Raw genomic sequence first — 21,029 nt, 5'->3', positions numbered from 1 at the left:
CCCGTGCGGACACGGGGAAGGATGGTTTCCGCAGAAGGGCTCCCAAGTGTTCACAAGCGTTCTGATGATCGAGAAACCGCTGTCGTCCGTGGACGTGGAGTTCGTCACCACCCTCCACGCGGACGAACAGATGTCCTTCATCGTCCTGATGCAGCCGCGCGGCGACCAGGTCGTCCTGCTGCGAGCCATCGACGACGTCGCCCTCGGCGAGCTGAAGGAGGCCGTCAAGGAGGGCGAGGAACCCGAGGGCAAGGCCGCGAGACTCCCGGCCGGAGAGGGCCTGGAGCACTCCCTGCGCGCCCTGCGCGACGCCGGCTGCGAGGCCGTGGGCCAGGTCGTGGAGGACCACCCGCTGGACAAGCTGAAGGCCGTCGTCGACGAGGCCGGCGCCGACGAGGTGATCGTGCTCACCAAACCGCACTACGTCGAGGAGTTCTTCCACCGGGACTGGGCCTCCCGGGCCCGGCACAAGGTCGGCGTACCGGTGCTCAAGCTCTTCGCGCACAACGACGAGCCGGACACCGCACGGCCGGACACCGCATAGGCTGGGCCCCGTCACGCCGCCGCACCCCGGGGAGAACCACCCATGGCACCCGCCCTTCCTGCCGCCATGATTCCTGCCGCCATGGAGCGGCCGCACTTCATCGGCATCGGCGGCGCCGGAATGTCGGGCATCGCCAGGATCCTCGCCCAGCGCGGGGCCGAGGTCGCCGGCAGCGACGCGCGCGAGTCCGAGACCGCCGCGTCCCTGCGGGCGCTCGGCGCGACCGTCCACATCGGACACGCAGCGGAGAACGTCGCCGGGACGACGAGCTGTGTCGTCGTCTCCAGCGCCATCCGCGCCGACAACCCCGAGCTGGCCCGCGCCACCGAGCTGGGCATCCCGGTCGTCCACCGGTCCGACGCGCTGGCCGCCCTGATGAGCGGGCTGCGCGCGATCGCCGTGGCCGGGACGCACGGCAAGACCACCACCACCTCGATGCTCGCCGTCGCCCTCACCTCGCTCGGCCTCGCCCCGTCGTACGCCATCGGCGGCGACCTCGCCGGGCCCGGCACCAACGCCCTGCACGGCGACGGCGAGATCTTCGTCGCCGAGGCGGACGAGAGCGACCGCAGCTTCCAGAAGTACGACCCCGAGGTCGCCATCGTCCTCAACGTCGAGCTGGACCACCACGCCAACTACGCCTCGATGGACGAGATCTACGAGTCCTTCGAGGCCTTCGTCGCCAAGATCCGCCCCGGCGGCACCCTGGTCGTCGGCGAGCACGCCGGCGCCCGCGAGCTGGCCCGCCGGGTCTCCGGCCGCGACGACCTGACGGTCGTCCGGGTCGGCGAGTCGGCCGACTCCGACGCCCGGATCCTCGCCATCACGCCCAAGGGCATGACCAGCGAGGTCACCGTCGCCCTCGACGGCACCGAGCACACCTTCACCGTCTCCGTGCCCGGCCGCCACTACGCCCACAACGCCGCCGCCGCCCTCGCCGCCGGCGCCCGCGTGGGCATCGACCCGGCCGCCCTGGCCCAGGCCCTGACCGCGTACACCGGCGTCGGCCGCCGCCTCCAGCTCAAGGGCGAGGCCGCGGGCGTCCAGGTCATCGACTCGTACGCGCACCACCCCACCGAGATGACCGCCGACCTGGAGGCCATGCGCGGCGCCGCCGGGGACTCCCGCCTCCTGGTCGTCTTCCAGCCCCACCTCTTCTCCCGCACCCAGGAGCTGGGCAAGGAGATGGGCCAGGCCCTCGCGCTCGCCGACGCCTCCGCCGTCCTGGAGATCTACCCGGCCCGCGAGGACCCGATCCCGGGCGTCACCAGCGCCATGATCATCGACGCGGCCCGCGCCGCCGGCGCCGACGTCACCGCCGTGCCCGACAAGGACACCGTCCCGGACGTCGTCGCGGGAATGGCCAAGCCCGGTGATCTCGTTCTCACCATGGGCGCCGGGGACGTCACCGACCTCGGCCCCAGGATCCTGGCCCGCCTGTCGAACTGAGGAGCAGCGGATGTCGTACGACGTCGACAAGCCGGACGAGCAGTGGCGCGCGGAGCTGTCCCCCGAGGAGTACCACGTCCTGCGCGAGGCCGGCACGGAGCGCGCCTTCACCGGTGAGTACACCGACACCAAGACCAAGGGCGTCTACTCCTGCCGCGCCTGCGGGGCCGAGCTGTTCACCTCCACGACCAAGTTCGAGTCCCACTGCGGCTGGCCGTCCTTCTACGACCCGAAGGACTCCGACGCGGTCGAACTGATCGAGGACCGCTCCTTCGGCATGGTCCGCGTCGAGGTCCGCTGCGCCCGCTGCGGCTCCCACCTGGGCCATGTCTTCGAGGGCGAGGGCTACCCGACCCCGACCGACCAGCGCTACTGCATCAACTCGATCTCACTGAGGCTGACCCCGGACGAGGGCTGACGTCGTCCGGGCGGTCCGTGCTGTCCGCCCGGCCCTCGTCCTCCGCCGGGAGGTGGCGGACGAAGGCGAGGCCCGGGCGGCCGTCCAGCTCGATCTCGGCGGTGGGCGTGAAGCCGGTACGGGCCAGCACGGCACGGGAGGCGGGGTTGTCGAGGGTCGTGACGGCCCGCAGGGAGGTCAGCCCGTACTCCGCGCGGGCCAGGGCGCAGACCTCCCGGACGGCGGCCGTGGCCAGCCCGCGGCCGGTGGCGCGTTCGGCGAACCGGTAGCCCAGCTCGGCCGAGCCGTCCGCCACGTCGACCAGGTTGACCCGGCCCAGCACCTCGCCGCCGCTGCCCGGCACCAGGTGGAAGAAGCACGTCCCGGCCGCCTGTTCGGCCAGCAGCCCGGCATGACGTGCGGCGAAGTGCGCGAAGTAGTCGTCACCCCGGTCGGGGACGGACGCGGCGAAGTAGTCCCGGTTCTCCCGCTCGAACGCGAGCAGGGCCTGGGCATGATCGGGCCGGAGACGCTGGAGCAGAGGCATCCCGCGAGACTACCCAACGAGGCCGCACCGCCCGCCGGTTGGGCCCGCGGCGCCGCCGTACACGCGACGCGCCGCCGCCGTACGCGCGACGGGCCCGCCGGGGCGGTCAGCCCGATGGAGCGGGCCCACGCCGACCCGGGAGCACGCGCCGCCGGGCCGGTGCGCCGTACGCGCGGCAGGCCCAGCGGCGCCGGGCCGCTGGGCCTGATCACGGCCGGCCGGTCGTCAGCCGACCGGTTCGTGCGCGCGCCGCGGCGGCACCACGTGCCCGGCCTGCGCCGTGCGCGCGAGCTTCTCGCCCTCGACGTCGAGGTCGGAAGCCGAGCGCGGCCTTGAGAGAAGTCGCCTTGGGTGGTGCCACCATGGCGCCACTTGGCGTCAATGGCAAGTCGTCACCCGGTCCGGGTTGCGCCTTTGGTCCGGGGCGGCTGAGAAAATGACCAGGTAGACCGCGCCTCCGCAGGAATGTGGCGGAGTGGCTCGCGGGCGGCGCCACTTATGTGCCATGATGGCGTCATGGACCTTACGCCCTACGTCGACAACCTCCGGCACGAGCTGGCCGTCGCCGCGGACGCCGGCGGCGACGACGCCCGTGCCCTCGCCGAGCGGCTCACCGCCCCCCTGGAGTCCGCCGCCCGCCTGACCCTGCTCAACGCGCTGTCCGCGGCCATGGGTGAGGTCACGCGGGACTTGGCGCCGGGTTCGGTCGACGTACGGCTGCGCGGACTCGACCCCGAGTTCGTGGTGACACCCCCGCCCGCCCCCGAACCGTTCACGGACACCCGGGAGCCGGTCGCGGCCCCCGCCGCGCCCACGCCGCCGCCCCCGCCCGCGGACGCCGACGACGGTGCCGTGGCGCGGATCAACTTCCGCCTCCCCGCCCACCTCAAGGCCCGCGCCGAGGACGCCGCGGCGGCGGAGGGCCTGTCGGTCAACGCGTGGCTGGTGCGGGCCGTGTCCACCGCCCTCGACGGCGGGGAGCGCGCCGCCCCGCCGGCCCGCGGCAAGGACTCCGGCGGCCGGGGCTTCACCGGCTGGGTCCGCTAGCGCGCCGGCGCGCCGGCCCCACCGGCCGCCCCTGTCACCGGCGGGTCGCCGATCCCGCCGACGTCGGTCACCACCCGCCGCACGGGCGGGATCACCCACCCGAACCAGAGGACGGAACCGCCATGCCTGCTTTCGAGACGCCCGAACCGATCTCCGTCACCCTCGAACTGGAGGCGGGCACCGCCCGCATCACCGCGGGCAAGCGCACCGACACGGTCGTGGAGGTGCTGCCGCGCAACGGATCCGACGACAACGACGTACGCGCCGTGCAGCAGACCCAGGTCACCTGCTCCGGGGGGCGCCTCACCGTCAAGACGCCCAAGAAGCGCTCCCTGTTCGGCAAGCCGGGCTCCATCGAGGTGAGCATCGAACTGCCCGCGGGATCGCACGTCCGGGGCGCCACCGCCATGGGTGGCTTCTTCTGCGAGGGCCGCCTCGGAGACGTCGTCCTCAAGACCTCGTTCGGCGACCTCCAGGTGGACGAGGTGGCCGGCGCCGACCTCAGGACCGACCACGGCGACATCCGCCTGGCCCGCTCGACCGGGGACGTGGAGGTCGTCGGCGCGGGCCGGATCGAGGTCGGCACCGTGGCCGGCGCGGCGACCGTCAAGAACGCCAACGGTGCCACCGAGGTCGCCGAGGTCACCGGCGCCCTGACGGCCGGCGCCGCCAACGGCGACATCTCGGTCGGCGTCGCGCACAGTGGCGTGGGCGCCAAGTGTGCCAACGGCCGGATCGAGATCGGCGTCGCCCACGCCGGGGTCGACGCGGTCTCCGCCAACGGCCGCATCCGCGTCGGCGACGCCACACGCGGCCGGCTCGACCTGCGCACCTCCGTCGGCGACCTCGAGGTGGGCATCCACGAGGGCACCGCCGCCTGGCTCGATGTCACCACGAAGTACGGCGCGGTGCGCAACGCGCTCGGCACCTCCACCGGCCCCGCCGAGTCCGACGAGACCATCGAGGTGCACGCCCGGACCGGGGTCGGCGACATCGTCATCCGCCGCGCCTGACCGCGCCGGTCCGCCCCAGAACGAGGAGGAGCCCTCCATGAGCACCCCGTCGAATGCGCTGCCCCCGTCGAACCAGCCGCACCCGCTGCGCCTCAGCGCCGACCGTGACCGCTGTGCCGGTGCCGGTATGTGCGCCCTCACGGCTCCCGAGGTCTTCGACCAGGACGACGAGGAGGGCCTGGTGGTGCTCTTGAGCCCCACCCCGGGCCCCGAGCACCGGGCGGCCGCCCGGATGGCGGTCGGCCTCTGTCCGGCCGGGGCCATCGCCCTCGACGCCCCGGACCCCGCGGAGCAGTAACGGAGCCGGCGGCCCGCACCCCGCGCGGCGCCCGGGTCGGCCGGGGGCTGACGAGATCAAGACCGGGCGCGGCGCCGGACCGGGGTCAGGCCGGCTGGAGCAGGTCCCAGCGGTTCCCGTAGAGGTCCTCGAAGACCACGACGGATCCGTACGGCTCGTGACGCGGCTCCTCCAGGAACCGCACCCCGGCCGCCAGCATCCGCGCCCGGTCACCGTCGAAGTCCTCGGTGTGCAGGAAGAATCCGACGCGCCCGCCGGTCTGCGCGCCCACGCTCGCCTCCTGCGCCCCGCCGTTGGCCCGGGCCAGCAGCAGCCCCGTGCCGGGCCCGGCGCCCCGGGGCCGCACCACCACCCAGCGCGAACCGTCCCCGCGGTCGGTGTCCTCGACGAGCTCGAAGCCGAGGGCTCCGGTGTAGAAGGCGATGGCCTCGTCGTAGTCACGGACGACGAGGGTGATCAGGGCGATGTGCGGCATACCCCCAGACGTTATACGTATGACAGCGGGCTGACCAGCCGACCGCGCGGCTGCCACACTGCTCCCATGGACCCGCACGTGTTCGCCGAGCTCACCGACCGCGCCCGCGGCCTCGCCGTCCCCGGCACCCGCCGCGTTCTGGGCCTGGCCGGCGCGCCGGGCGCGGGCAAGTCGACGCTCGCGGCCCGGCTGGCGGACCGCCTCGGCGGGCTCGCCGCCCTCGTGCCCATGGACGGCTTCCACCTCGCCGCGGCCGAACTGCACCGCCTGGGCCGCGCCGGGCGCAAGGGCGCCCCCGACACGTTCGACGCCGCCGGGTACGCCGCCCTGCTCACCCGCCTCCGCGCCGCCGAGCCCGGCACCGTCGTCTACGCCCCCGCCTTCGACCGGGCCCTGGAGGAGCCGGTCGCCGGCAGCATCCCGGTCGGACCCGACGTACCGCTCGTCATCACCGAGGGCAACTACCTCCTGCACGACGACGGCCCCTGGGCGGCCGTCCGCCCGCTCCTCGACGAGGTCTGGTTCCTGGAGCTGGACGACCGGCACCGCGTCCACCGCCTGGTGGAACGGCACGTGCGGTTCGGCAAGGACCGTTCCCACGCCGAGCGCTGGGTCAGCGAGTCGGACGAGGCCAACGCCCGGCTCGTGGCCACCGGACGCGGTCGCGCCGATCTCGTCGTCCGCACGGACTGACCGCTCCGGGTGCCCCGGGCGGGCGCGCCCCCGTCCGGCGGAACGGGCTCACGCGTCCGCCAGCACCACGCACGACTCCGGGGGCAGGGTCATCAGCCCGTCCCCGTTCGGCATCTCCACCGCTTCCCAGGACGCCAGGACCCGGCCGCGGCTGCCGAGCGGGATCCTGACGGGCTCCTTGGCGAAGTTGACCGCGACCCGCAGGTCGCCCCGCCGGTACGCCAGCCAGCGGGCCTCCTCGTCGAAGGCCACCCGCACCGCGGCGAGGTCCGGATCGGCCAGGTCCGGCTGGGAGGCCCGCAGCGCGATCAGCTCCCGGTACCAGGCGAGCAGCCGGGCGTGCGGCTCCCGCTCCCGCTCCGCCCAGTCCAGGCAGGAACGGTCCCGGGTCGCCGGGTCCTGCGGGTCCGGCACGTCCTCCTCCGCCCAGCCGTGCTCGGCGAACTCCCGGCGCCGGCCGCTGCGGACCGCCTCCGCCAGCTCCGGGTCCGTGTGGTCGGTGAAGAACTGCCACGGGGTGCTCGCCCCCCACTCCTCGCCCATGAAGAGCATCGGGGTGAACGGGCCGGTCAGCGCCAGGGCCGCCGCGCACGCCAGCAGCCCGGGTGAGCAGGACGCCGACAGCCGGTCGCCCGTGGCCCGGTTGCCGACCTGGTCGTGGGTCTGGGTGTACCCGAGGAAGCGGTGCGCCGGGGTCCGCACCCGGTCGACCGGACGGCCGTGCGTACGGTCGCGGAACGTGGAGTACGTGCCGTCGTGGAAGAACACATGGCCGAGCGTCTTGGCGAGGGCGGCGAGCGGGGCCCGCGCGAAGTCCCCGTAGTATCCCTGCGACTCGCCGGTCAGGGCGGTGTGCAGGGCGTGGTGGAAGTCGTCGTTCCACTGGGCGTGCAGGCCGAGGCCGCCCTCGGCGCGCGGGGTCGTGGTGCGCGGGTCGGCCAGGTCCGACTCGGCGATCAGGAACAGCTCCCGGCCCTGCTCGGCGGCCAGTTCGTCCACGGCGGCCGTCAGCTCCTCCAGGAACGTCAGCGCCCGGGTGTCGGCCAGCGCGTGCACCGCGTCGAGGCGCAGCCCGTCGATCCGGTAGTCGCGCAGCCAGCTCAGCGCGCTGCCCAGCAGGTAGGCCCGCACCTCGTCCGAGCCGGGCGCGTCCAGGTTCACCGCGGCGCCCCACGGGGTGTGGTGGGTGTCGGTGAAGTACGGTCCGAAGGCCGGGAGGTAGTTGCCGGAGGGGCCCAGGTGGTTGTGCACCACGTCCAGCACCACGCCGAGGCCCAGGCCGTGCGCCGCGTCGACGAAGCGCTTCAGCGCCTGCGGGCCGCCGTACGGCTCGTGCACCGCCCACAGCGACACGCCCTCGTACCCCCACCCGTGCCGTCCGGGGAAGGGGCACAGCGGCATCAGCTCCACGTGCGTGACACCCAGGTCCACCAGGTGGTCCAGCCGCCCGGCGGCCGCGTCCAGGGTGCCCTCCGGCGTGTAGGTGCCGACGTGCATCTCGTACAGCACGGCCCCGCGCAGTCCGCGCGCCGGGGGCTCGTGGCGCCAGGCGTACGTGGTGTGGTCGACGAGCGCGCTCAGACCGTCGGGCCCGTCCGGCTGGCGCCGCGACCTGGGGTCGGGCAGCACGGGCCCACCGTCCAGCGCGTACCCGTACCGTGCGCCGTCCCCGGCCTCCACCTGGGCCACCCACCAGCCGTGCCGCTGGGGATCCCGCTCCAAGGGGTGCGACCCCCCGTGGAGTTGGAGCTCGACCCGGTCCCCTGCCTGCGGTGCCCACACCTCGAACAGCACTGGTCATCCCCTCGTCGTCGTGACGCCCCAATCCTGACAAGATCGAGATCGGGAAGCACGACACTTGGCCGAATGGACCACATGCGTCGTCGTACGTGCCGAGCCCCCCGCTGATCACGTACCAAGACCGTACCAACGGGGTCCGACAACGGGGCCCGTCTGGACACTCCGGCCCGGCCGGACCGACAATCAGTCCCGTGACGTCCGCTTTCGAGTCCTACACGCCCCCCGTTCGGCTCTCCGACGCCGAACGGGACCGTGCGCTGGGGCTGCTGAGGGAAGGCGCCGCGCAGGGCAAGCTGTCGCACGACACGTTCCTGCGGCGCATGGAACTGGCCCTGGTCGCCCGCCGCCCCGACGAGCTGGCGGCCCTCACCGCCGACCTCCAGACCGAAGGCCGCTGGTCCAAGCGGCTGTTCGGCGCGGTCGAACGGGCCTCCGCGTTCCATGTGCGGCTGCGCAGGGCGTGGCAGGCGGAGCGGCTGCCCAAGCTGCTCCTCCCGGAGCCGGGCCCCCACCCGTTGCGCATAGGGAGGGACCCGGCCAACGGACTGCGGCTCAGTCACGAGACGGTCTCCCGGCTGCACGCCGAACTGGCCCTGCAGAACGGGATGTGGGTGCTGCGCGACCTCGGTTCCACCAACGGAACCTCCGTCAACGGACGGCGCGTCACCGGCGCGGTCGTCGTCCAGGCCGGCGACATGGTGGCGTTCGGCCGGATGAGCTTCCGGCTCTCCGGCCGCTGAGGCGTCCCCGGGCCATCGGCTTCGCCGTACCCGGTGGACCGTCCCCGTGACGCGTCACAGAAAGTACCGCGCCACAGAATATGCCGCGCCACATATGGTGCCGCGTCGCAGAAAGTGCCGCGTTACAGGATTTCGATGGAATTCACCTTCGGGGGCCGGTTCGGGAAGCTGATGTCCGTCCACCGGTTGATCCTGACGGAATCGCCGTTCGCGTCGTAGTAGATGAGGTCGTTGTTCCCGGTGGAGATCCGGTCGACCCACCAGCCGCCGAAGTCGGTCCGGCCGCGGTTCGCGTAGCAGTCCACGCTGTGGCGTCCGCCGCCGCTGTGCGACCAGATCTTTAAGAAGTTCTCACCGCCACGGCATTCGACATGGTTGATGGCGTACGCGTTGCCGGTCGGCAGCATCATGGTGAACGCGGCCGCGGCGGAGACCGCCACGGCCGCTGAGCGTGCGACCCGCTTCGCTCGTGAAATCACAGGTTCTCCCTGGCTCGAATATCGCCGAATGGCCACTTCGCAACCCTCACGGACAGCGTGGAAAGGTGCCGCGTCGCACGGCTTTTCCGGCGCATCCGCGATTGTTGTCGTGGCCTCGTTTCGTACTGCGACAACGACGATCCTTCGCAACCGCTGTACACGGCAATCGGTTGTGTGGAGCCAGTCCGGAATGCACCCCCGAATGTCCAGATCGATCACGCGTGGCCTCGACTTCGCGTCACCCGGCCTGTTCCGCACCCTCCGTCAGCGGGCGGCGGCTGAGCAGGGCCACCGGACGCGCCGCGAACAGGTCCGCCACGGGCACCTCCCCGCCCCGGAACTCCCGCCCCGTGTCCAGCGCGTCGAACCAGCGGCCCTCCGGCAGGGCCAGGGAGGTGTCGCCCCAGCCGCCGCCCTCGGCGAGCCGCAGCGACAGCCGGGTGACCGCCGTGACCGTCTCGTCCCCACGGGCGAACGCCACGCAGTGTCCGGCCGCCGGGCCGCTCGCCGTCAGCGCCCGGTACGTCCCCGACGCGCCGAACGCCTCCGGGTGGCGCCGCCGGAGCCGCAGCGCCGCACGCGTGACGGCCGTCTTCTCATCCGGCGGCCCCTCACGGAACGGCCGCCGGTTGTCCGGGTCGACGAGTGCCAGGTAGACGCGCTCGGTCTCCTGGTACAGGTCAGGAACGCCCGGCATGGTCAGGTGCAGCAGGGCCGCGCCGAGCGTGTTCGCCCGGACGTGGGGGTCCAGATCGCGGGCCAGCAGGGAGACGGTGTAGAGGCCGGGGCCGGCCGGGCCCGCGTCCACGAAGTCCAGCACCGCCTGCTCGTACGCCGGATCCGGCTCCGTCCAGCTCGTGCGCAGCCCCGCCTCCCGCGCCGCCTTCAGCACCGCCGGCGCCAGCCGGTCCCCGTACGGGTAGCCGAAGCCCAGCGCTGTCTGCCACGCCGCCCACGCGACCTGACCGTCCGGGGCGGGCGTCCGCGCCACGTCGTCCAGCAGCTTCGCCCACCGCTGGGGGCACTCCGACAGCACCGCGATCCTGGCCCGCACGTCGGCGCTGCGCTTGGTGTCGTGCGTGGACAGCACCGTCCCGGTGGCCGGCCAGTCCCGGTCCAGCCGCTCGCAGTACGCGTGGAACTCCGCCGGGTCCACCGCGGGCCTGCCCGGCTCGCCGCCCACCTCGTTCGCCGAGACCAGCGGCGTGTACCGGTAGAACGCCGTGTCCTCGACGGACTTCGCGCGCAACGCCGACGAGGTCTGCGCGAAGCGCGTCAGGAACGCCCGGTGCGCCGGCCCGTCCCCGAGGCGGCCCAGCGCCAGGTCGCGCACCACGTCGACGGCCGCCGCCTCCTCCGGCACCGTGAACGTCGCCTTCGCCTCCTCGGCCGCCTCCGGGGTCAGGACGTCCTCGGCGCCCGGCCCGTAGGGGCGGTAGACCGGCACCCGGATCAGCAGCTCCCGCACGGCGGCGCGCAGCGCCCACGGGGCATGGTCCCGCAGCGCCGGGTCGGCGGCGCAGACGGACACGGCCGTGCGGGTCAGGTACGCGACCTCCGAGGCCAGCTCGTGCGTCACCACCTTGTACGCGGCGCGCCGCGCCGTCGCCTCCCAGTCCCCGCCGCGGTCACCGGCCGGGTTGGCGAAGCGCCGGTAGTGTTCGGCCAGTTCCCCGGCGCCCGCCTCGTCGACGAACAGGCCGTCGATCCGCCGCAGCGCGTCGTAGCCGGTCGTGCCCGCGACCGCCCAGTCCGCGGGCAGCCGTTCCTCGTCGGTGAGGATCTTCTCCACGACGATCCAGCAGTCCCCGCCCGTCGCCCGCCGCAGCCGCTCCAGGTACGCCCCGGGTTCCGCCAGCCCGTCCGGGTGGTCGATCCGCAGCCCTTCGATCACACCGTCCCGCACCAGCTCCACGATCTTGGCGTGGGTCGCCTCGAACACCTCCGGATCCTCGACCCGTACCCCGATGAGGTCGGAGATGGTGAAGAACCGGCGGTAGTTCAGGTCGGTGCGGGCCAGCCGCCACCAGGCCGGCCGGTACCACTGGGCGTCCAGCAGCTCCGGCAGCGCCAGCCCCTCCGTACCCGGCCGCAGCGGGAACTCCTGCTCGCCGTGGCGCAGCGTCCCGCCCTCGACGCGCAGCTCCGCCAGCTCGTCGCCGATGCGGCCCGGCAGCACCGGCAGCAGGACCTTGTCGCCGCCCGCCGCCCAGTCGATGTCGAACCAGCGGGCGTACGGCGACGAGGGCCCGTCCCGCAGCACCTCCCACAGGGCCCTGTTGTGCCGGGGGGCCGCGGCCATGTGGTTGGGCACCAGGTCCACGACCAGGCCGAGGCCGTGGGCGCGGGCCGTGCGCGCGAGGGCCCGCAGGCCGGCCTCGCCGCCCAGCTCCTCGCGCACCCGGCCGTGGTCGGTGACGTCGTACCCGTGCGTGGAGCCGGGGACCGCCTCCAGGACCGGCGACAGATGCAGGTGCGAGACCCCGAGCGAGGCGAGGTACGGCACCGCTTCCCCGGCGGCCGAGAAGGGGAAGTCCGGCTGGATCTGGAGCCTATAGGTGGAGTTGGGCGTCATGCGAACGTACGTACCCGCTTGGGCGGCCTATGTGTCATCGGGTGATGCGATTTACGCCCGACGCCACGTTCCGTCCGGGTGTACGCGTACACCTGTCCGGGCGCACGCGTACACCCGTCCGGGCGGTCAGGCGGGGCGCCGGAGCACCGTCAGGCTGCGGCCGATCAGGGTGAGGCGGTCGCCGGCGGCCACCTTGGCGCCCTGTCCCGGCTCGACGCCCCCGGGCTGGGCGGTGTCCACGACCACCTGCCACTGGCGGCCGTGGTTGACCGGCACCACGAAGTCCAGGTCCTCGGCGCTCGCGTTGAACATCAGCAGGAACGAGTCGTCCCCGATCCGCTCCCCGCGCGGTCCCGGTTCGGAGATCGCGCTGCCGTTCAGGAACACCGACAGGGCCTTGGCGTGGGCCGCCTGCCAGTCGCGCGCGGTCATCTCGTCACCCTCGGGGGTGAACCAGTTGATGTCCGACAGTTCGTCGTGCGTCCCCTCCACCGGACGCCCGTGGAAGAAGCGCCGCCGCCGGAAGACCGGGTGGTCGCGCCGCAGCCACACCATCGAACGGGTGAACTCCAGCAGCGCCCTTGCCGTCTCGGAGTCCTCCTCCGGCCAGTGCACCCAGGCGATCTCGTTGTCCTGGCAGTACGCGTTGTTGTTGCCGCCCTGGGTCCGCCCGAACTCGTCGCCGTGGCTCAGCATCGGCACGCCCTGCGACAGCATCAGCGTGGCGATGAAGTTGCGCATCTGGCGCAGCCGCAGCTCCTCGATCCCCTCGTCCTCGGTCTCGCCCTCGGCGCCGCAGTTCCAGGAGCGGTTGTGGCTCTCGCCGTCCCGGTTGCCCTCGCCGTTGGCCTCGTTGTGCTTGTCGTTGTACGAGACGAGGTCGCGCATGGTGAAGCCGTCGTGGCAGGTGACGAAGTTGACCGAGGCGAGCGGGCGGCGCCCGTCGTCCTGGTAGAGGTCCGAGGAGCCGGTCAGGCGGGACGCGAACTCCGCCAGCGTGCGCGGCTCGCCCCGCCACAGGTCCCGCACCGTGTCGCGGTACTTGCCGTTCCACTCGGTCCACAGCGGCGGGAAGTTGCCCACCTGGTACCCGCCCTCGCCGACGTCCCAGGGCTCGGCGATCAGCTTCACCTGGCTCACCACCGGGTCCTGCTGCACGAGGTCGAAGAACGACGACAGCCGGTCCACCTCGTGGAACTGGCGCGCCAGGGTCGCCGCCAGGTCGAAGCGGAAACCGTCGACGTGCATCTCCGTCACCCAGTACCGCAGCGAGTCCATGATCAGCTGGAGCACGTGCGGCGAGCGCATGAGCAGCGAGTTCCCGGTGCCCGTGGTGTCCATGTAGTACCGGGGGTTGTCCTCGACCAGCCGGTAGTACGACGGGTTGTCCAGGCCCCGGAAGGAGAGCGTCGGGCCCAGGTGGTTGCCCTCGGCCGTGTGGTTGTAGACCACGTCCAGGATGACCTCGATGCCCGCCTGGTGCAGGGCGCGCACCGCCGACTTGAACTCCAGCACCTGCTGGCCGCGGTCGCCCCAGGAGGCGTAAGTGTTGTGCGGGGCGAAGAACCCGATGGTGTTGTAGCCCCAGTAGTTGGCCAGCCCCGCGTCCGCCAGCCGGTGGTCGTTGACGAACTGGTGCACCGGCATCAGTTCCAGCGCCGTGACCCCCAGCTCGGTCAGGTGCTCGATCACGGCCGGGTGGGCGAGCCCCGCGTACGTCCCGCGCAGCTCCTCCGGCAGGGCCGGATGGAGCATCGTCAGGCCCTTCACATGGGCTTCGTAGATCACCGTCCGGTGGTAGTCGGTACGCGGCGGACGGTCGTCGCCCCAGTCGAAGTACGGGTTGACGACGACGGACGTCATCGTGTGCGGCGCCGAGTCCAGGTCGTTGCGGGAGTCCGGCTTGCCGAAGTGGTAGCCGTACACCGCCTCGCCCCAGTCGATGGCGCCGGCGACCGCCCGCGCGTACGGATCGAGCAGCAGTTTCGCGGAGTTGCAGCGCTGTCCCTGCTCCGGCGCGTACGGCCCGTGGACCCGGAACCCGTACCGCTGGCCCGGCATCACGCCGGGCAGGTACGCGTGCCGTACGAACGCGTCGGACTCGCGCAGCTCCACCGCGGTCTCCGAGCCGTCGTCGTGGAGCAGACACAGCTCGATTCGGTCGGCGGCCTCCGAGAAGACCGCGAAGTTAGTCCCGGCGCCGTCGTACGTGGCGCCGAGCGGATACGCCTGTCCCGGCCAGACCTGCATAGATAAGACTCTTCCACTTCTGATCCGGCTGATGGGGGTCACTTGAGCCAGAATCCTCCCCGAAAGTGGTGCCGCGTCCTAGGACTTCGGCCGGTCCTACCGGGTGACCGGGGGGTGCGACGGGCACACTGGCCGGAAATCGCCCTCCGGGTCTGATTCGTCCGATCAGCACACCGCGCGGGTCGCCGGCGGGGACCGCCCGGTTGCCCGGGTCAACCTCGCGTTCCCCGCCGTCGCCCCCGGCCGCCATGGGGGCGCCGTGCCGGTGGACGGAGCGCCGCCGCCGGCGCGGGCCGGGCGGCCCGGCGGGCGGACCATGGTGAATCCGCTCACTCGGGACCGCGCCGGCCCGGGGAACGGGCGGAAGAATCATGGCCGTTGGCGAAGGAGCCTGGGGGATCGGGCTGCACCGCCTCCCGGTCCCGGAGTACCCTTCCTTGATCGTTGGAGACGGGCGTCCAGGAGCAGAAGGCGGTGCGCGGGTGAGCTCGGGAGGGCTGGAGCTGCCCCCAGGTGACTCAGGTCATGAGGGGGACTCCACTGACCCCGCTGATGTCCCGCCCGGCGCGGTCTCACTCGCCCGGCCGATGGAGATCGGTGCGGAACTGGACTGGGGTGCGGAGGCCTGGAGCGAGGTGCGGACCCGCGCCCAGCGCGCCGGACGGGCCTATATCTGGCTGAATCTGGTCGAACAGCGGCTGCGTGCCGTGGTGGCCGCCGTCCTGCGGCCCGTGTACGAACCGGTCCACGGCGACGACTGGGTGGTGGCCGCGGCCGGGCCGGCCGGGCAGGAGTGGGTGCAGCGGGCCGTCGCCGTGCGCGAGGTGTCCCGCCGCAAGGGCTATCTCCTGGACCCGGCGGACGACAACGTTCTCAGCTTCCTCACGCTGCCCCAGCTGCGCGAGCTGATGATCCAGCACTGGCCCTGCTTCGAGCCCTACTTCGACGACCGGCGCGAGGTGGAGCTCGCCCTGGACGAGCTGGAGGTCACCCGGAACGTGGTCTCCCGCAACCGGGCCCTGTCGCGCACCGTGCTCGACCAGTCCGAGCGGGCCTCCGCGCGGCTGCTGGAGATCCTGGGCGGCGGAGCGGGCGTACCGTCCGCGCACCGGCTGCCGGTCGACGCGGTCGAGGACCTCGTCGGGGACCGGTACGCCGACGTCGTCTCCGTCCACCCCGACCGGGTGCGGCTCCAGCGGCAGCTGCCCGCCGAGGACCTCTTCGGCGGGGCGCGCCGGCTCGACGCGATCGGCATAGGCCTGAACCTCCTCGTGCAGAACTTCTCCGGGCGGCGGCTGGTGCGGCTCGCCGAGTCCGGCTGCCGGATACGCCTGCTGTTCCTCAACCCGGCGAGCAGTTCCGTCAAACGACGCGAAAGGGAACTCGGGATCAAAAAGGGCGAACTCAGCCGCTCGGTGGAGATGAACATCCTCCACATGCGGCGCGTGCGCTCCAGGCTGCGGGACCCGGGGGCCTTCCAGATCCAGGTCTTCGACGAGACGCCGCGCTTCACCGCGTACCTCGTCGACGGCGACGGCGCGGACGGGGTGGGAGTCGTCCAGTCCTACCTCCGCCGGGCCCGGGGCATGGAGGCACCGGTGCTGGTGCTGCGCGGCGGCAGGCGACCGGTCGTCACCTCTGGGGCGGAGAGCGACCACGGCCTGTTCGCGACCTACCGCGAGGAGTTCGAGTCGGTCTGGGCCGACTCCCGTCCGGTCTCGTGAGAGCCGCGTCCGAGCGGCGTTGTCAGTGGTGCGTGCGAAGGTGAAAACCCACAGGGGGAGTGCACCGACTGGGGGGCGCACCACAGCATCGCGAGGAGGAGCAGCATGGGCTGGCACGGGGAGACGCTCGTCGGCTTCGATCTGGAGACGACCGGCACGGAGCCGCTCGAGGCGCGCATCGTGACGGCCGCCGTCGTGGAGGTGCGGGGCGGGGAGGCGGTGGTACGCCGCGACTGGCTGGCCGATCCGGGCATCAGGATCCCCGCCCAGGCCTCCGCCATCCACGGCATCAGCAACGAACGGGCCGTGGCGGAGGGCCGCCCGGTCCGCGAGGTCGCCGACGAGCTCGCCGACACCCTCGTCGGGTACTGGACACGCGGCGTCCCGGTCGTGGCGTACAACGCGGCCTTCGACCTGACCCTGCTCAGCGCCGAGTTGCGCCGGCACGGCCTGCCGGACCTCGGCGAACGTCTGGGCGGCGCGCCGACAGGACCGGTCGTCGACCCGTACACCATCGACCGCGCCGTCGACCAGTACCGCCGGGGGAAGCGGAACCTGGAGGCGGTCTGCGCCGAGTACGGCGTGGTGCTCGACGGCGCCCACCAGGCGGCGGCCGACGCGCTGGCGGCCGTCCTCGTCGCCTGCGCGATAGCCGAGCGGCACGCCGCCGTCGCGGCGCTCACCCCCGAGGAGCTGCACCGGCGCCAGGTGGTGTGGTACGCCCGCTGGGCGGCCGACTTCCAGCGCTTCCTGCGCCGCAAGGGCACCCCGGACGCCGTCATAGACCCGTCCTGGCCGCTGCGCGCACTCGCCCCGGCGCCGACCGCGGCCGGCTGAGTCCGCGGGGCGGCTCCCCGCCTCCCCGGTCACCCGAGGAGGGCCACCCGCACGTCAAGCCTCCCGCCCGGGACCGGAGTTCGCCGATGTCAGAACGGGTACCAGCGGACCTCCGCGTCCCCTTCCCGCAGCGAGGCGACCCGGCGGCGGAACTCGGCGAGCGCCTTCGGGTTCGACGGCGCGTGCTGGGCCACCCAGGCGCAGCTCGCGGTCTCCCGGGCGCCCCGGAGCACCCCGCAGCCGTCCCACTCGCGCACGTCCCAGCCGTACGCCTCGGTGAACGCGTCGTGGGCGGCCGGGTCGAGGCCGTAGCGGTCCCGGGCCAGCGCGAGGACCACCAGGTCGTGCTCGCGCAGGTCCACCGAGAACGTCTCCAGGTCCACCAGGACCGGGCCGTCCGGGCCGACGTGCACGTTGCGCGGCAGCGCGTCCCCGTGGATCGGGCCGCGCGGCAGGTGCGGGACGAGCGCGGCCGCCGCCCCGGCGAACCCGTCACGCCGCTCGCGCAGGAACGCCGCGTCCGCCGGGTCGATCGCGTCGCCCGCGAGCCGCAGCCACCGCTCCACCCCGCCCAGCAGTTCGCGGGGCGGCAGCGGGAAGGGCGGCTCCGGGAGGGCGTGGACGCGGCGCAGCAGCGGGGCGAGGTCCCGGGGCTCCGGCGGGCGGACGGCGTCGGGCAGGCGGTGCCAGACCGTCACCGGGTGGCCCTCCACCAGCCGCGGCTTCGGCTCCGCGGCCCGTACGGCGGGCACCCCGGCCTCCGCCAGCCAGGAGGCCACGGCGACCTCCCGCTCGGCCCGCTCCAGCAGCCCGGCGTCCCGGCCCACCTTCACCACCAGGTCGCCGGCGGCGAAGACGGCGTTCTCACCCAGCGCCAGGAGCACCGCGCCGCCCGCGCCGTCCAGCCCGGCGGCGCTCAGGACCTCCCGCGCCCGTACCTCGTCCATCGCGTCCGTCCCTCCCGTGCCCGTGCCGACCGGGCAAAGTCTCGCATCCGCGCACGTTGCCTTGACGAACCGGCGGCCCGTCAGGACGATGACGGCCGGCCGGCCCGACCGCCCGAGGGGGACTGCCCGTGACATCGGTGACCGCCACGAAGCGGAGGACCGGCCAGGGAGCCGGACGTCCGCCGCACCGGCCGCCGGGCCGTCCGGTGGACCACGGGGCCTGGTTCCTCGTCCTGCCCGCCCTGATCCCCATCCTCCTGCTCAGCGTCGGCCCGCTGCTCTACGGCATCGCCCTCGCCTTCACCGACGCCCAGTCCGGGCGCACCCGGGCCACCCAGTGGGTGGGCACCCTGAACTTCCAGGACCTGCTGCACGACACCCTGTTCTGGGAGTCGTTCCGGATCGGCCTCCTCTGGGCGGTCGGCGTCACCGTCCCGCAGTTCCTGCTGGCCCTCGGCCTCGCCCTGCTGCTCAACCAGAAACTCCGCCTCCGCTGGCTCGCCCGGGCCCTGGCGATCATCCCCTGGGCGATGCCCGAGGTGGTCGTCGGCATCATGTGGCGGCTCGTCTACAACCCCGACGCCGGCATCCTCAACGAGACCCTCCGAGACCTCGGCCTCGGCGACGGACGGGACTGGCTCACCTCCCTCGCGACCGCGCTGCCCGCCGTGATCCTCGTCGGCATCTGGGCCGGCATGCCCCAGACCACCGTGGCCCTCCTCGCCGGGCTGCAGAACACCCCGCGGGAGCTCCACGAGGCGGCCGCCCTCGACGGCGCCGGCGCGTGGCGCCGCTTCCAGACCGTCACCTGGCCCACCCTCAAGCCCGTCGCCCTCGCCATCACGGCGCTCAACCTCATCTGGAACCTCAACGCCTTCGCCCTGGTGTACGTGCTCACCGGCGGCGGACCCGGCGGCCGCACCCGCCTGCCGATGCTCTTCGCCTACGAGGAGGCCTTCCGGTACGGACAGTTCGGCTACGCGGCGGCCATGGGCTGCGTGCTGGTCGCCGTCGTCTCCGTACTCCTCGCCGTCCATCTGGTGAGCCGGCTGAAGGGGGACGAATGACCGGCGCCCGCACCCGGGGCCCCGCCCGGGCCGGCCAGTACCTCGCGCTCCTCGCGTACCTGGCCTTCCTCGCCCTGCCGTTCCTGTGGCTGGTCTCCACGGCCTTCAAACCGGCCCGGGAACTCGGGTCCCTGCACCCCACCTGGATCCCCGAGGACCCCACCCTCGCCAACTTCCGGCAGGCCTTCGACGAGCAGCCGCTCCTCCAGGCGGCCGCCAACAGCCTGGTCGCGGCGCTCGGCGCCGCCCTGATCGCCGTGACCGTCGCGACCCCGATGGCCTATGTGATGGCCCGCCGGCGCGGCCGGCTCTCCGCCGCCGCCACCGGCTGGGTCGTCGTCAGCCAGGCGTTCCCCTTCGTCCTGGTGATCATCCCGCTCTTCCTGGTGCTGAAGAACCTGCACCTGATCAACACGCTCACCGGACTGGTCCTGGTCTACGTCACCTGGTCCCTGCCGTTCGCGGTGTGGATGCTGACCGGTTACGTCCGGGCCGTCCCGGCCGAGCTGGAGGAGGCCGCGGCCGTCGACGGGGCGGGCCGGCTGCGCACGCTCTGCTCCGTCACCGCGCCGCTGCTCGCACCCGGCATCGTCGCCACCGCGCTCTTCGCGTTCATCACCGCGTGGAACGAGTTCTTCTTCGCGCTCGTCCTGCTCAAGACCCCGGAGAAACAGACCTTGCCGGTCGTCCTCACCCACTTCCTGGGCGCGGAGGGCGTCGCCGACCTCGGCCCGCTCGCCGCCGCCGCGTTCCTCGCGACGCTCCCCTCACTCGTGGTCTTCGCGCTCATCCAGAAGCGGATCACCGGCGGCATGCTGGCCGGGGCGGTGAAGTCATGACGCGCCGCCTGGCCGTCGCCGTCATGGCCGCCGTCCTCGCCCTGCTGCCGGCCGGCTGCTCGTCGGGCGGCGACGGAGGCGGGCGGGACGCGGAGGGCCGGATCGTGCTCCGGTTCCAGTCGCTGGCCTGGCAGAAGGAGTCCGTCGACGCCAACAAGGAGCTGGTCGCGGAGTGGAACGCGGCCCACCCCGACGTCCGCGTCGACTACGAGCAGGGCAGCTGGGACAGCGTCCACGACCAGCTCCTCACCTCCTTCGAGGGCGGTGAGGCGCCGGACATCATCCACGACGCCTCCGACGACCTCGCGGACTTCGCCCACGGCGGCTACCTCGCGGACCTGCGCCCCCTGCTGTCCGGCCGGCTCAAGGCCGACATCCCGCGCACGAGTTGGGAGACCACCACCTTCGGCGACGGGGTGTACGGCGTGCCGTTCCTCCAGGAGCCGCGCGTCATCATGGCCAACAAGAAGATCCTCGAGGCCTCGGGCGTCCGCCTCCCCACGCCCGTCAAGCCCTGGACCTGGGCGGAGTTCCGGCAGGTCGCCCGCGAGGTGACGGTGACGATGGGGGAGGGGAGGTACGCCGTCGCCTGGCCGCTGAAGGAACCGGTCTCCGTCTCCCTCAACCTCGGCCTGTCGGCGGGCGGGCGGCTCTTCCACCGGGGCGACGACGGCAAGGTCGCCGTCCGGTTCACCGAGGCCGACGCGGTCGTGCCCGGGACCGTCCACGCCCAGATCAACACCGACCGCAGCGCGTCGCGCAGCACGCTCGGCATGGGCGGCTCGGACACCCTCCCCGGATTCTTCGGCGGCACGTACGCGATGGTCCCGCTCGGGTTCTCCTACCGCCAGCAGATCGTCCAGCAGGCCCCCGAGGGGTTCGAGTGGATCGTGCTGCCCGCGCCCGCGGGCGCGGACGGCCCCGCGCAGGGCGTGAGCCCGCAGACGCTGTCGATCGCCGAGGACAGCCCGTACAAGAAGGAGGCCGCGCGGTTCATCGACTTCCTCCTCCGCCCCGCCAACATGGTGCGCCTGGCACGCGGCGACTGGATGCTGCCGACCGGCGCACAGGCGCTGAAGGACCCGTCGCTGCGCACGGCGGAGGACGGCTGGGCGACCGGCACCGCGCTGGCCGGCCATCTCCGTCCCGCGCCCGCGCAGTCGGTGCGCGGCTACCCCGAGTGGAAGGACAAGGTCGCCGCCCCCGCCTACCAGGAGTACTACAGCGGCGCCATCGACGCCGCCGAGCTGGAGGAACGTCTGGTCGACGACGGGAACCTGGTGCTGGCGCGCTACCAGCGGTGAGGGG

At 73.1% G+C, this 21,029-nt stretch carries 20 protein-coding genes; 13 read left to right on the top strand and 7 right to left on the bottom strand.

The genetic code is table 11. The annotated features are described in order from the left end of the window. Positions 1-46 precede the first annotated feature (46 nt). From EIZ62_RS06525 to msrB, 3 genes are read left to right on the top strand one after another with little or no spacing between them, the layout of a single operon-like run. Complete coding sequence (locus tag EIZ62_RS06525; RefSeq protein ID WP_156691772.1) at positions 47-544, top strand: indole-3-glycerol phosphate synthase; 498 nt, start codon at positions 47-49, stop codon at positions 542-544. Positions 545-586: 42 nt separating this feature from the next. Further along, positions 587-1,993 carry a UDP-N-acetylmuramate--L-alanine ligase gene (gene murC / locus EIZ62_RS06520; protein ID WP_156691771.1) on the top strand — a complete coding sequence of 469 codons (1,407 nt, stop codon included), beginning with the start codon at positions 587-589 and terminating at the stop codon, positions 1,991-1,993. Positions 1,994-2,003: 10 nt separating this feature from the next. After that, a complete protein-coding gene (gene msrB / locus EIZ62_RS06515; protein WP_156691770.1) occupies positions 2,004-2,411 on the top strand; it encodes a peptide-methionine (R)-S-oxide reductase MsrB in 408 nt (135 codons plus the stop codon). Here msrB and EIZ62_RS06510 read toward each other — a convergent pair. Beyond that, complete coding sequence (locus tag EIZ62_RS06510) at positions 2,371-2,937, bottom strand: GNAT family N-acetyltransferase (RefSeq protein ID WP_156691769.1); 567 nt, start codon at positions 2,935-2,937, stop codon at positions 2,371-2,373. The genes msrB and EIZ62_RS06510 overlap by 41 nt on opposite strands. Before the next feature lie 516 nt (positions 2,938-3,453). Here EIZ62_RS06510 and EIZ62_RS06505 point away from each other — a divergent pair. The 3 genes from EIZ62_RS06505 (at position 3,454) to EIZ62_RS06495 (ending at position 5,295) form a co-directional block, all read left to right on the top strand. Then, positions 3,454-3,984: a toxin-antitoxin system HicB family antitoxin gene (locus EIZ62_RS06505; protein ID WP_156691768.1), complete on the top strand. Its 531-nt coding sequence runs from the start codon at positions 3,454-3,456 to the stop codon at positions 3,982-3,984. A 122-nt stretch (positions 3,985-4,106) separates the two neighbouring features. Then, on the top strand, positions 4,107-4,997 hold the full coding sequence (locus tag EIZ62_RS06500; RefSeq protein ID WP_156691767.1) for a DUF4097 family beta strand repeat-containing protein: 891 nt from the start codon (positions 4,107-4,109) through the stop codon (positions 4,995-4,997). A 37-nt stretch (positions 4,998-5,034) separates the two neighbouring features. Continuing rightward, positions 5,035-5,295 (top strand): ferredoxin, encoded by a 261-nt coding sequence (locus EIZ62_RS06495; protein WP_208827793.1) that lies wholly within the window; start codon positions 5,035-5,037, stop codon positions 5,293-5,295. 85 nt (positions 5,296-5,380) lie between these two features. On the opposite strand, the gene EIZ62_RS06490 is transcribed toward EIZ62_RS06495, so the two are convergent. Then, on the bottom strand, positions 5,381-5,770 hold the full coding sequence (locus tag EIZ62_RS06490) for a VOC family protein (protein WP_156691766.1): 390 nt from the start codon (positions 5,768-5,770) through the stop codon (positions 5,381-5,383). 66 nt (positions 5,771-5,836) lie between these two features. Between EIZ62_RS06490 and EIZ62_RS06485 the strand changes: the two genes are divergently transcribed. Further along, a complete protein-coding gene (locus EIZ62_RS06485; RefSeq protein WP_156691765.1) occupies positions 5,837-6,463 on the top strand; it encodes a nucleoside/nucleotide kinase family protein in 627 nt (208 codons plus the stop codon). 48 nt (positions 6,464-6,511) lie between these two features. Here EIZ62_RS06485 and treZ read toward each other — a convergent pair whose 3' ends face one another. After that, the gene (treZ, locus tag EIZ62_RS06480; protein ID WP_156691764.1) at positions 6,512-8,257 is read right to left on the bottom strand and encodes a malto-oligosyltrehalose trehalohydrolase; all 1,746 of its coding nucleotides are present in this window, start codon (positions 8,255-8,257) and stop codon (positions 6,512-6,514) included. 197 nt (positions 8,258-8,454) lie between these two features. Between treZ and EIZ62_RS06475 the strand changes: the two genes are divergently transcribed. Further along, the gene (locus EIZ62_RS06475) at positions 8,455-9,003 is read left to right on the top strand and encodes a DUF1707 and FHA domain-containing protein (protein WP_156691763.1); all 549 of its coding nucleotides are present in this window, start codon (positions 8,455-8,457) and stop codon (positions 9,001-9,003) included. Between the two features lie 122 nt (positions 9,004-9,125). Here EIZ62_RS06475 and EIZ62_RS06470 read toward each other — a convergent pair whose 3' ends face one another. From EIZ62_RS06470 to glgX, 3 genes are all read right to left on the bottom strand, one after another. Then, the gene (locus EIZ62_RS06470) at positions 9,126-9,482 is read right to left on the bottom strand and encodes a beta/gamma crystallin domain-containing protein (protein WP_156691762.1); all 357 of its coding nucleotides are present in this window, start codon (positions 9,480-9,482) and stop codon (positions 9,126-9,128) included. Positions 9,483-9,720: 238 nt separating this feature from the next. Continuing rightward, on the bottom strand, positions 9,721-12,057 hold the full coding sequence (treY, locus tag EIZ62_RS06465; protein WP_156691761.1) for a malto-oligosyltrehalose synthase: 2,337 nt from the start codon (positions 12,055-12,057) through the stop codon (positions 9,721-9,723). Between the two features lie 126 nt (positions 12,058-12,183). Next, positions 12,184-14,307 (bottom strand): glycogen debranching protein GlgX, encoded by a 2,124-nt coding sequence (gene glgX, locus EIZ62_RS06460; protein WP_156691760.1) that lies wholly within the window; start codon positions 14,305-14,307, stop codon positions 12,184-12,186. Positions 14,308-14,789: 482 nt separating this feature from the next. Here glgX and EIZ62_RS06455 point away from each other — a divergent pair, with 482 nt between their 5' ends. Beyond that, a complete protein-coding gene (locus tag EIZ62_RS06455) occupies positions 14,790-16,031 on the top strand; it encodes an SAV2148 family HEPN domain-containing protein (RefSeq protein WP_156691759.1) in 1,242 nt (413 codons plus the stop codon). 105 nt (positions 16,032-16,136) lie between these two features. After that, the gene (locus EIZ62_RS06450) at positions 16,137-16,868 is read left to right on the top strand and encodes a 3'-5' exonuclease (RefSeq protein WP_156691758.1); all 732 of its coding nucleotides are present in this window, start codon (positions 16,137-16,139) and stop codon (positions 16,866-16,868) included. Between the two features lie 89 nt (positions 16,869-16,957). On the opposite strand, the gene EIZ62_RS06445 is transcribed toward EIZ62_RS06450, so the two are convergent. Continuing rightward, positions 16,958-17,815 carry a phosphotransferase enzyme family protein gene (locus tag EIZ62_RS06445; RefSeq protein WP_156691757.1) on the bottom strand — a complete coding sequence of 286 codons (858 nt, stop codon included), beginning with the start codon at positions 17,813-17,815 and terminating at the stop codon, positions 16,958-16,960. A gap of 128 nt (positions 17,816-17,943) precedes the next feature. Here EIZ62_RS06445 and EIZ62_RS06440 point away from each other — a divergent pair, with 128 nt between their 5' ends. The 3 genes from EIZ62_RS06440 to EIZ62_RS06430 are packed head-to-tail and all read left to right on the top strand — an operon-like array spanning position 17,944 to position 21,025. Then, the gene (locus EIZ62_RS06440; RefSeq protein WP_156691756.1) at positions 17,944-18,882 is read left to right on the top strand and encodes a carbohydrate ABC transporter permease; all 939 of its coding nucleotides are present in this window, start codon (positions 17,944-17,946) and stop codon (positions 18,880-18,882) included. Next, positions 18,879-19,721, top strand: coding sequence for a carbohydrate ABC transporter permease (locus EIZ62_RS06435; RefSeq protein WP_156691755.1), 843 nt, complete (start codon positions 18,879-18,881; stop codon positions 19,719-19,721). The genes EIZ62_RS06440 and EIZ62_RS06435 overlap by 4 nt, the downstream gene beginning before the upstream one ends. Further along, the gene (locus EIZ62_RS06430) at positions 19,718-21,025 is read left to right on the top strand and encodes an ABC transporter substrate-binding protein (RefSeq protein WP_156691754.1); all 1,308 of its coding nucleotides are present in this window, start codon (positions 19,718-19,720) and stop codon (positions 21,023-21,025) included. The genes EIZ62_RS06435 and EIZ62_RS06430 overlap by 4 nt, the downstream gene beginning before the upstream one ends. Positions 21,026-21,029 lie beyond the last annotated feature (4 nt).

The sequence above is a fragment of the Streptomyces ficellus genome, from assembly GCF_009739905.1.
GTDB lineage: Bacteria > Actinomycetota > Actinomycetes > Streptomycetales > Streptomycetaceae > Streptomyces > Streptomyces ficellus_A.
Note: the sequence above shows the minus strand (reverse complement) of the source record. Positions and strands in the feature narration are given on the sequence as shown.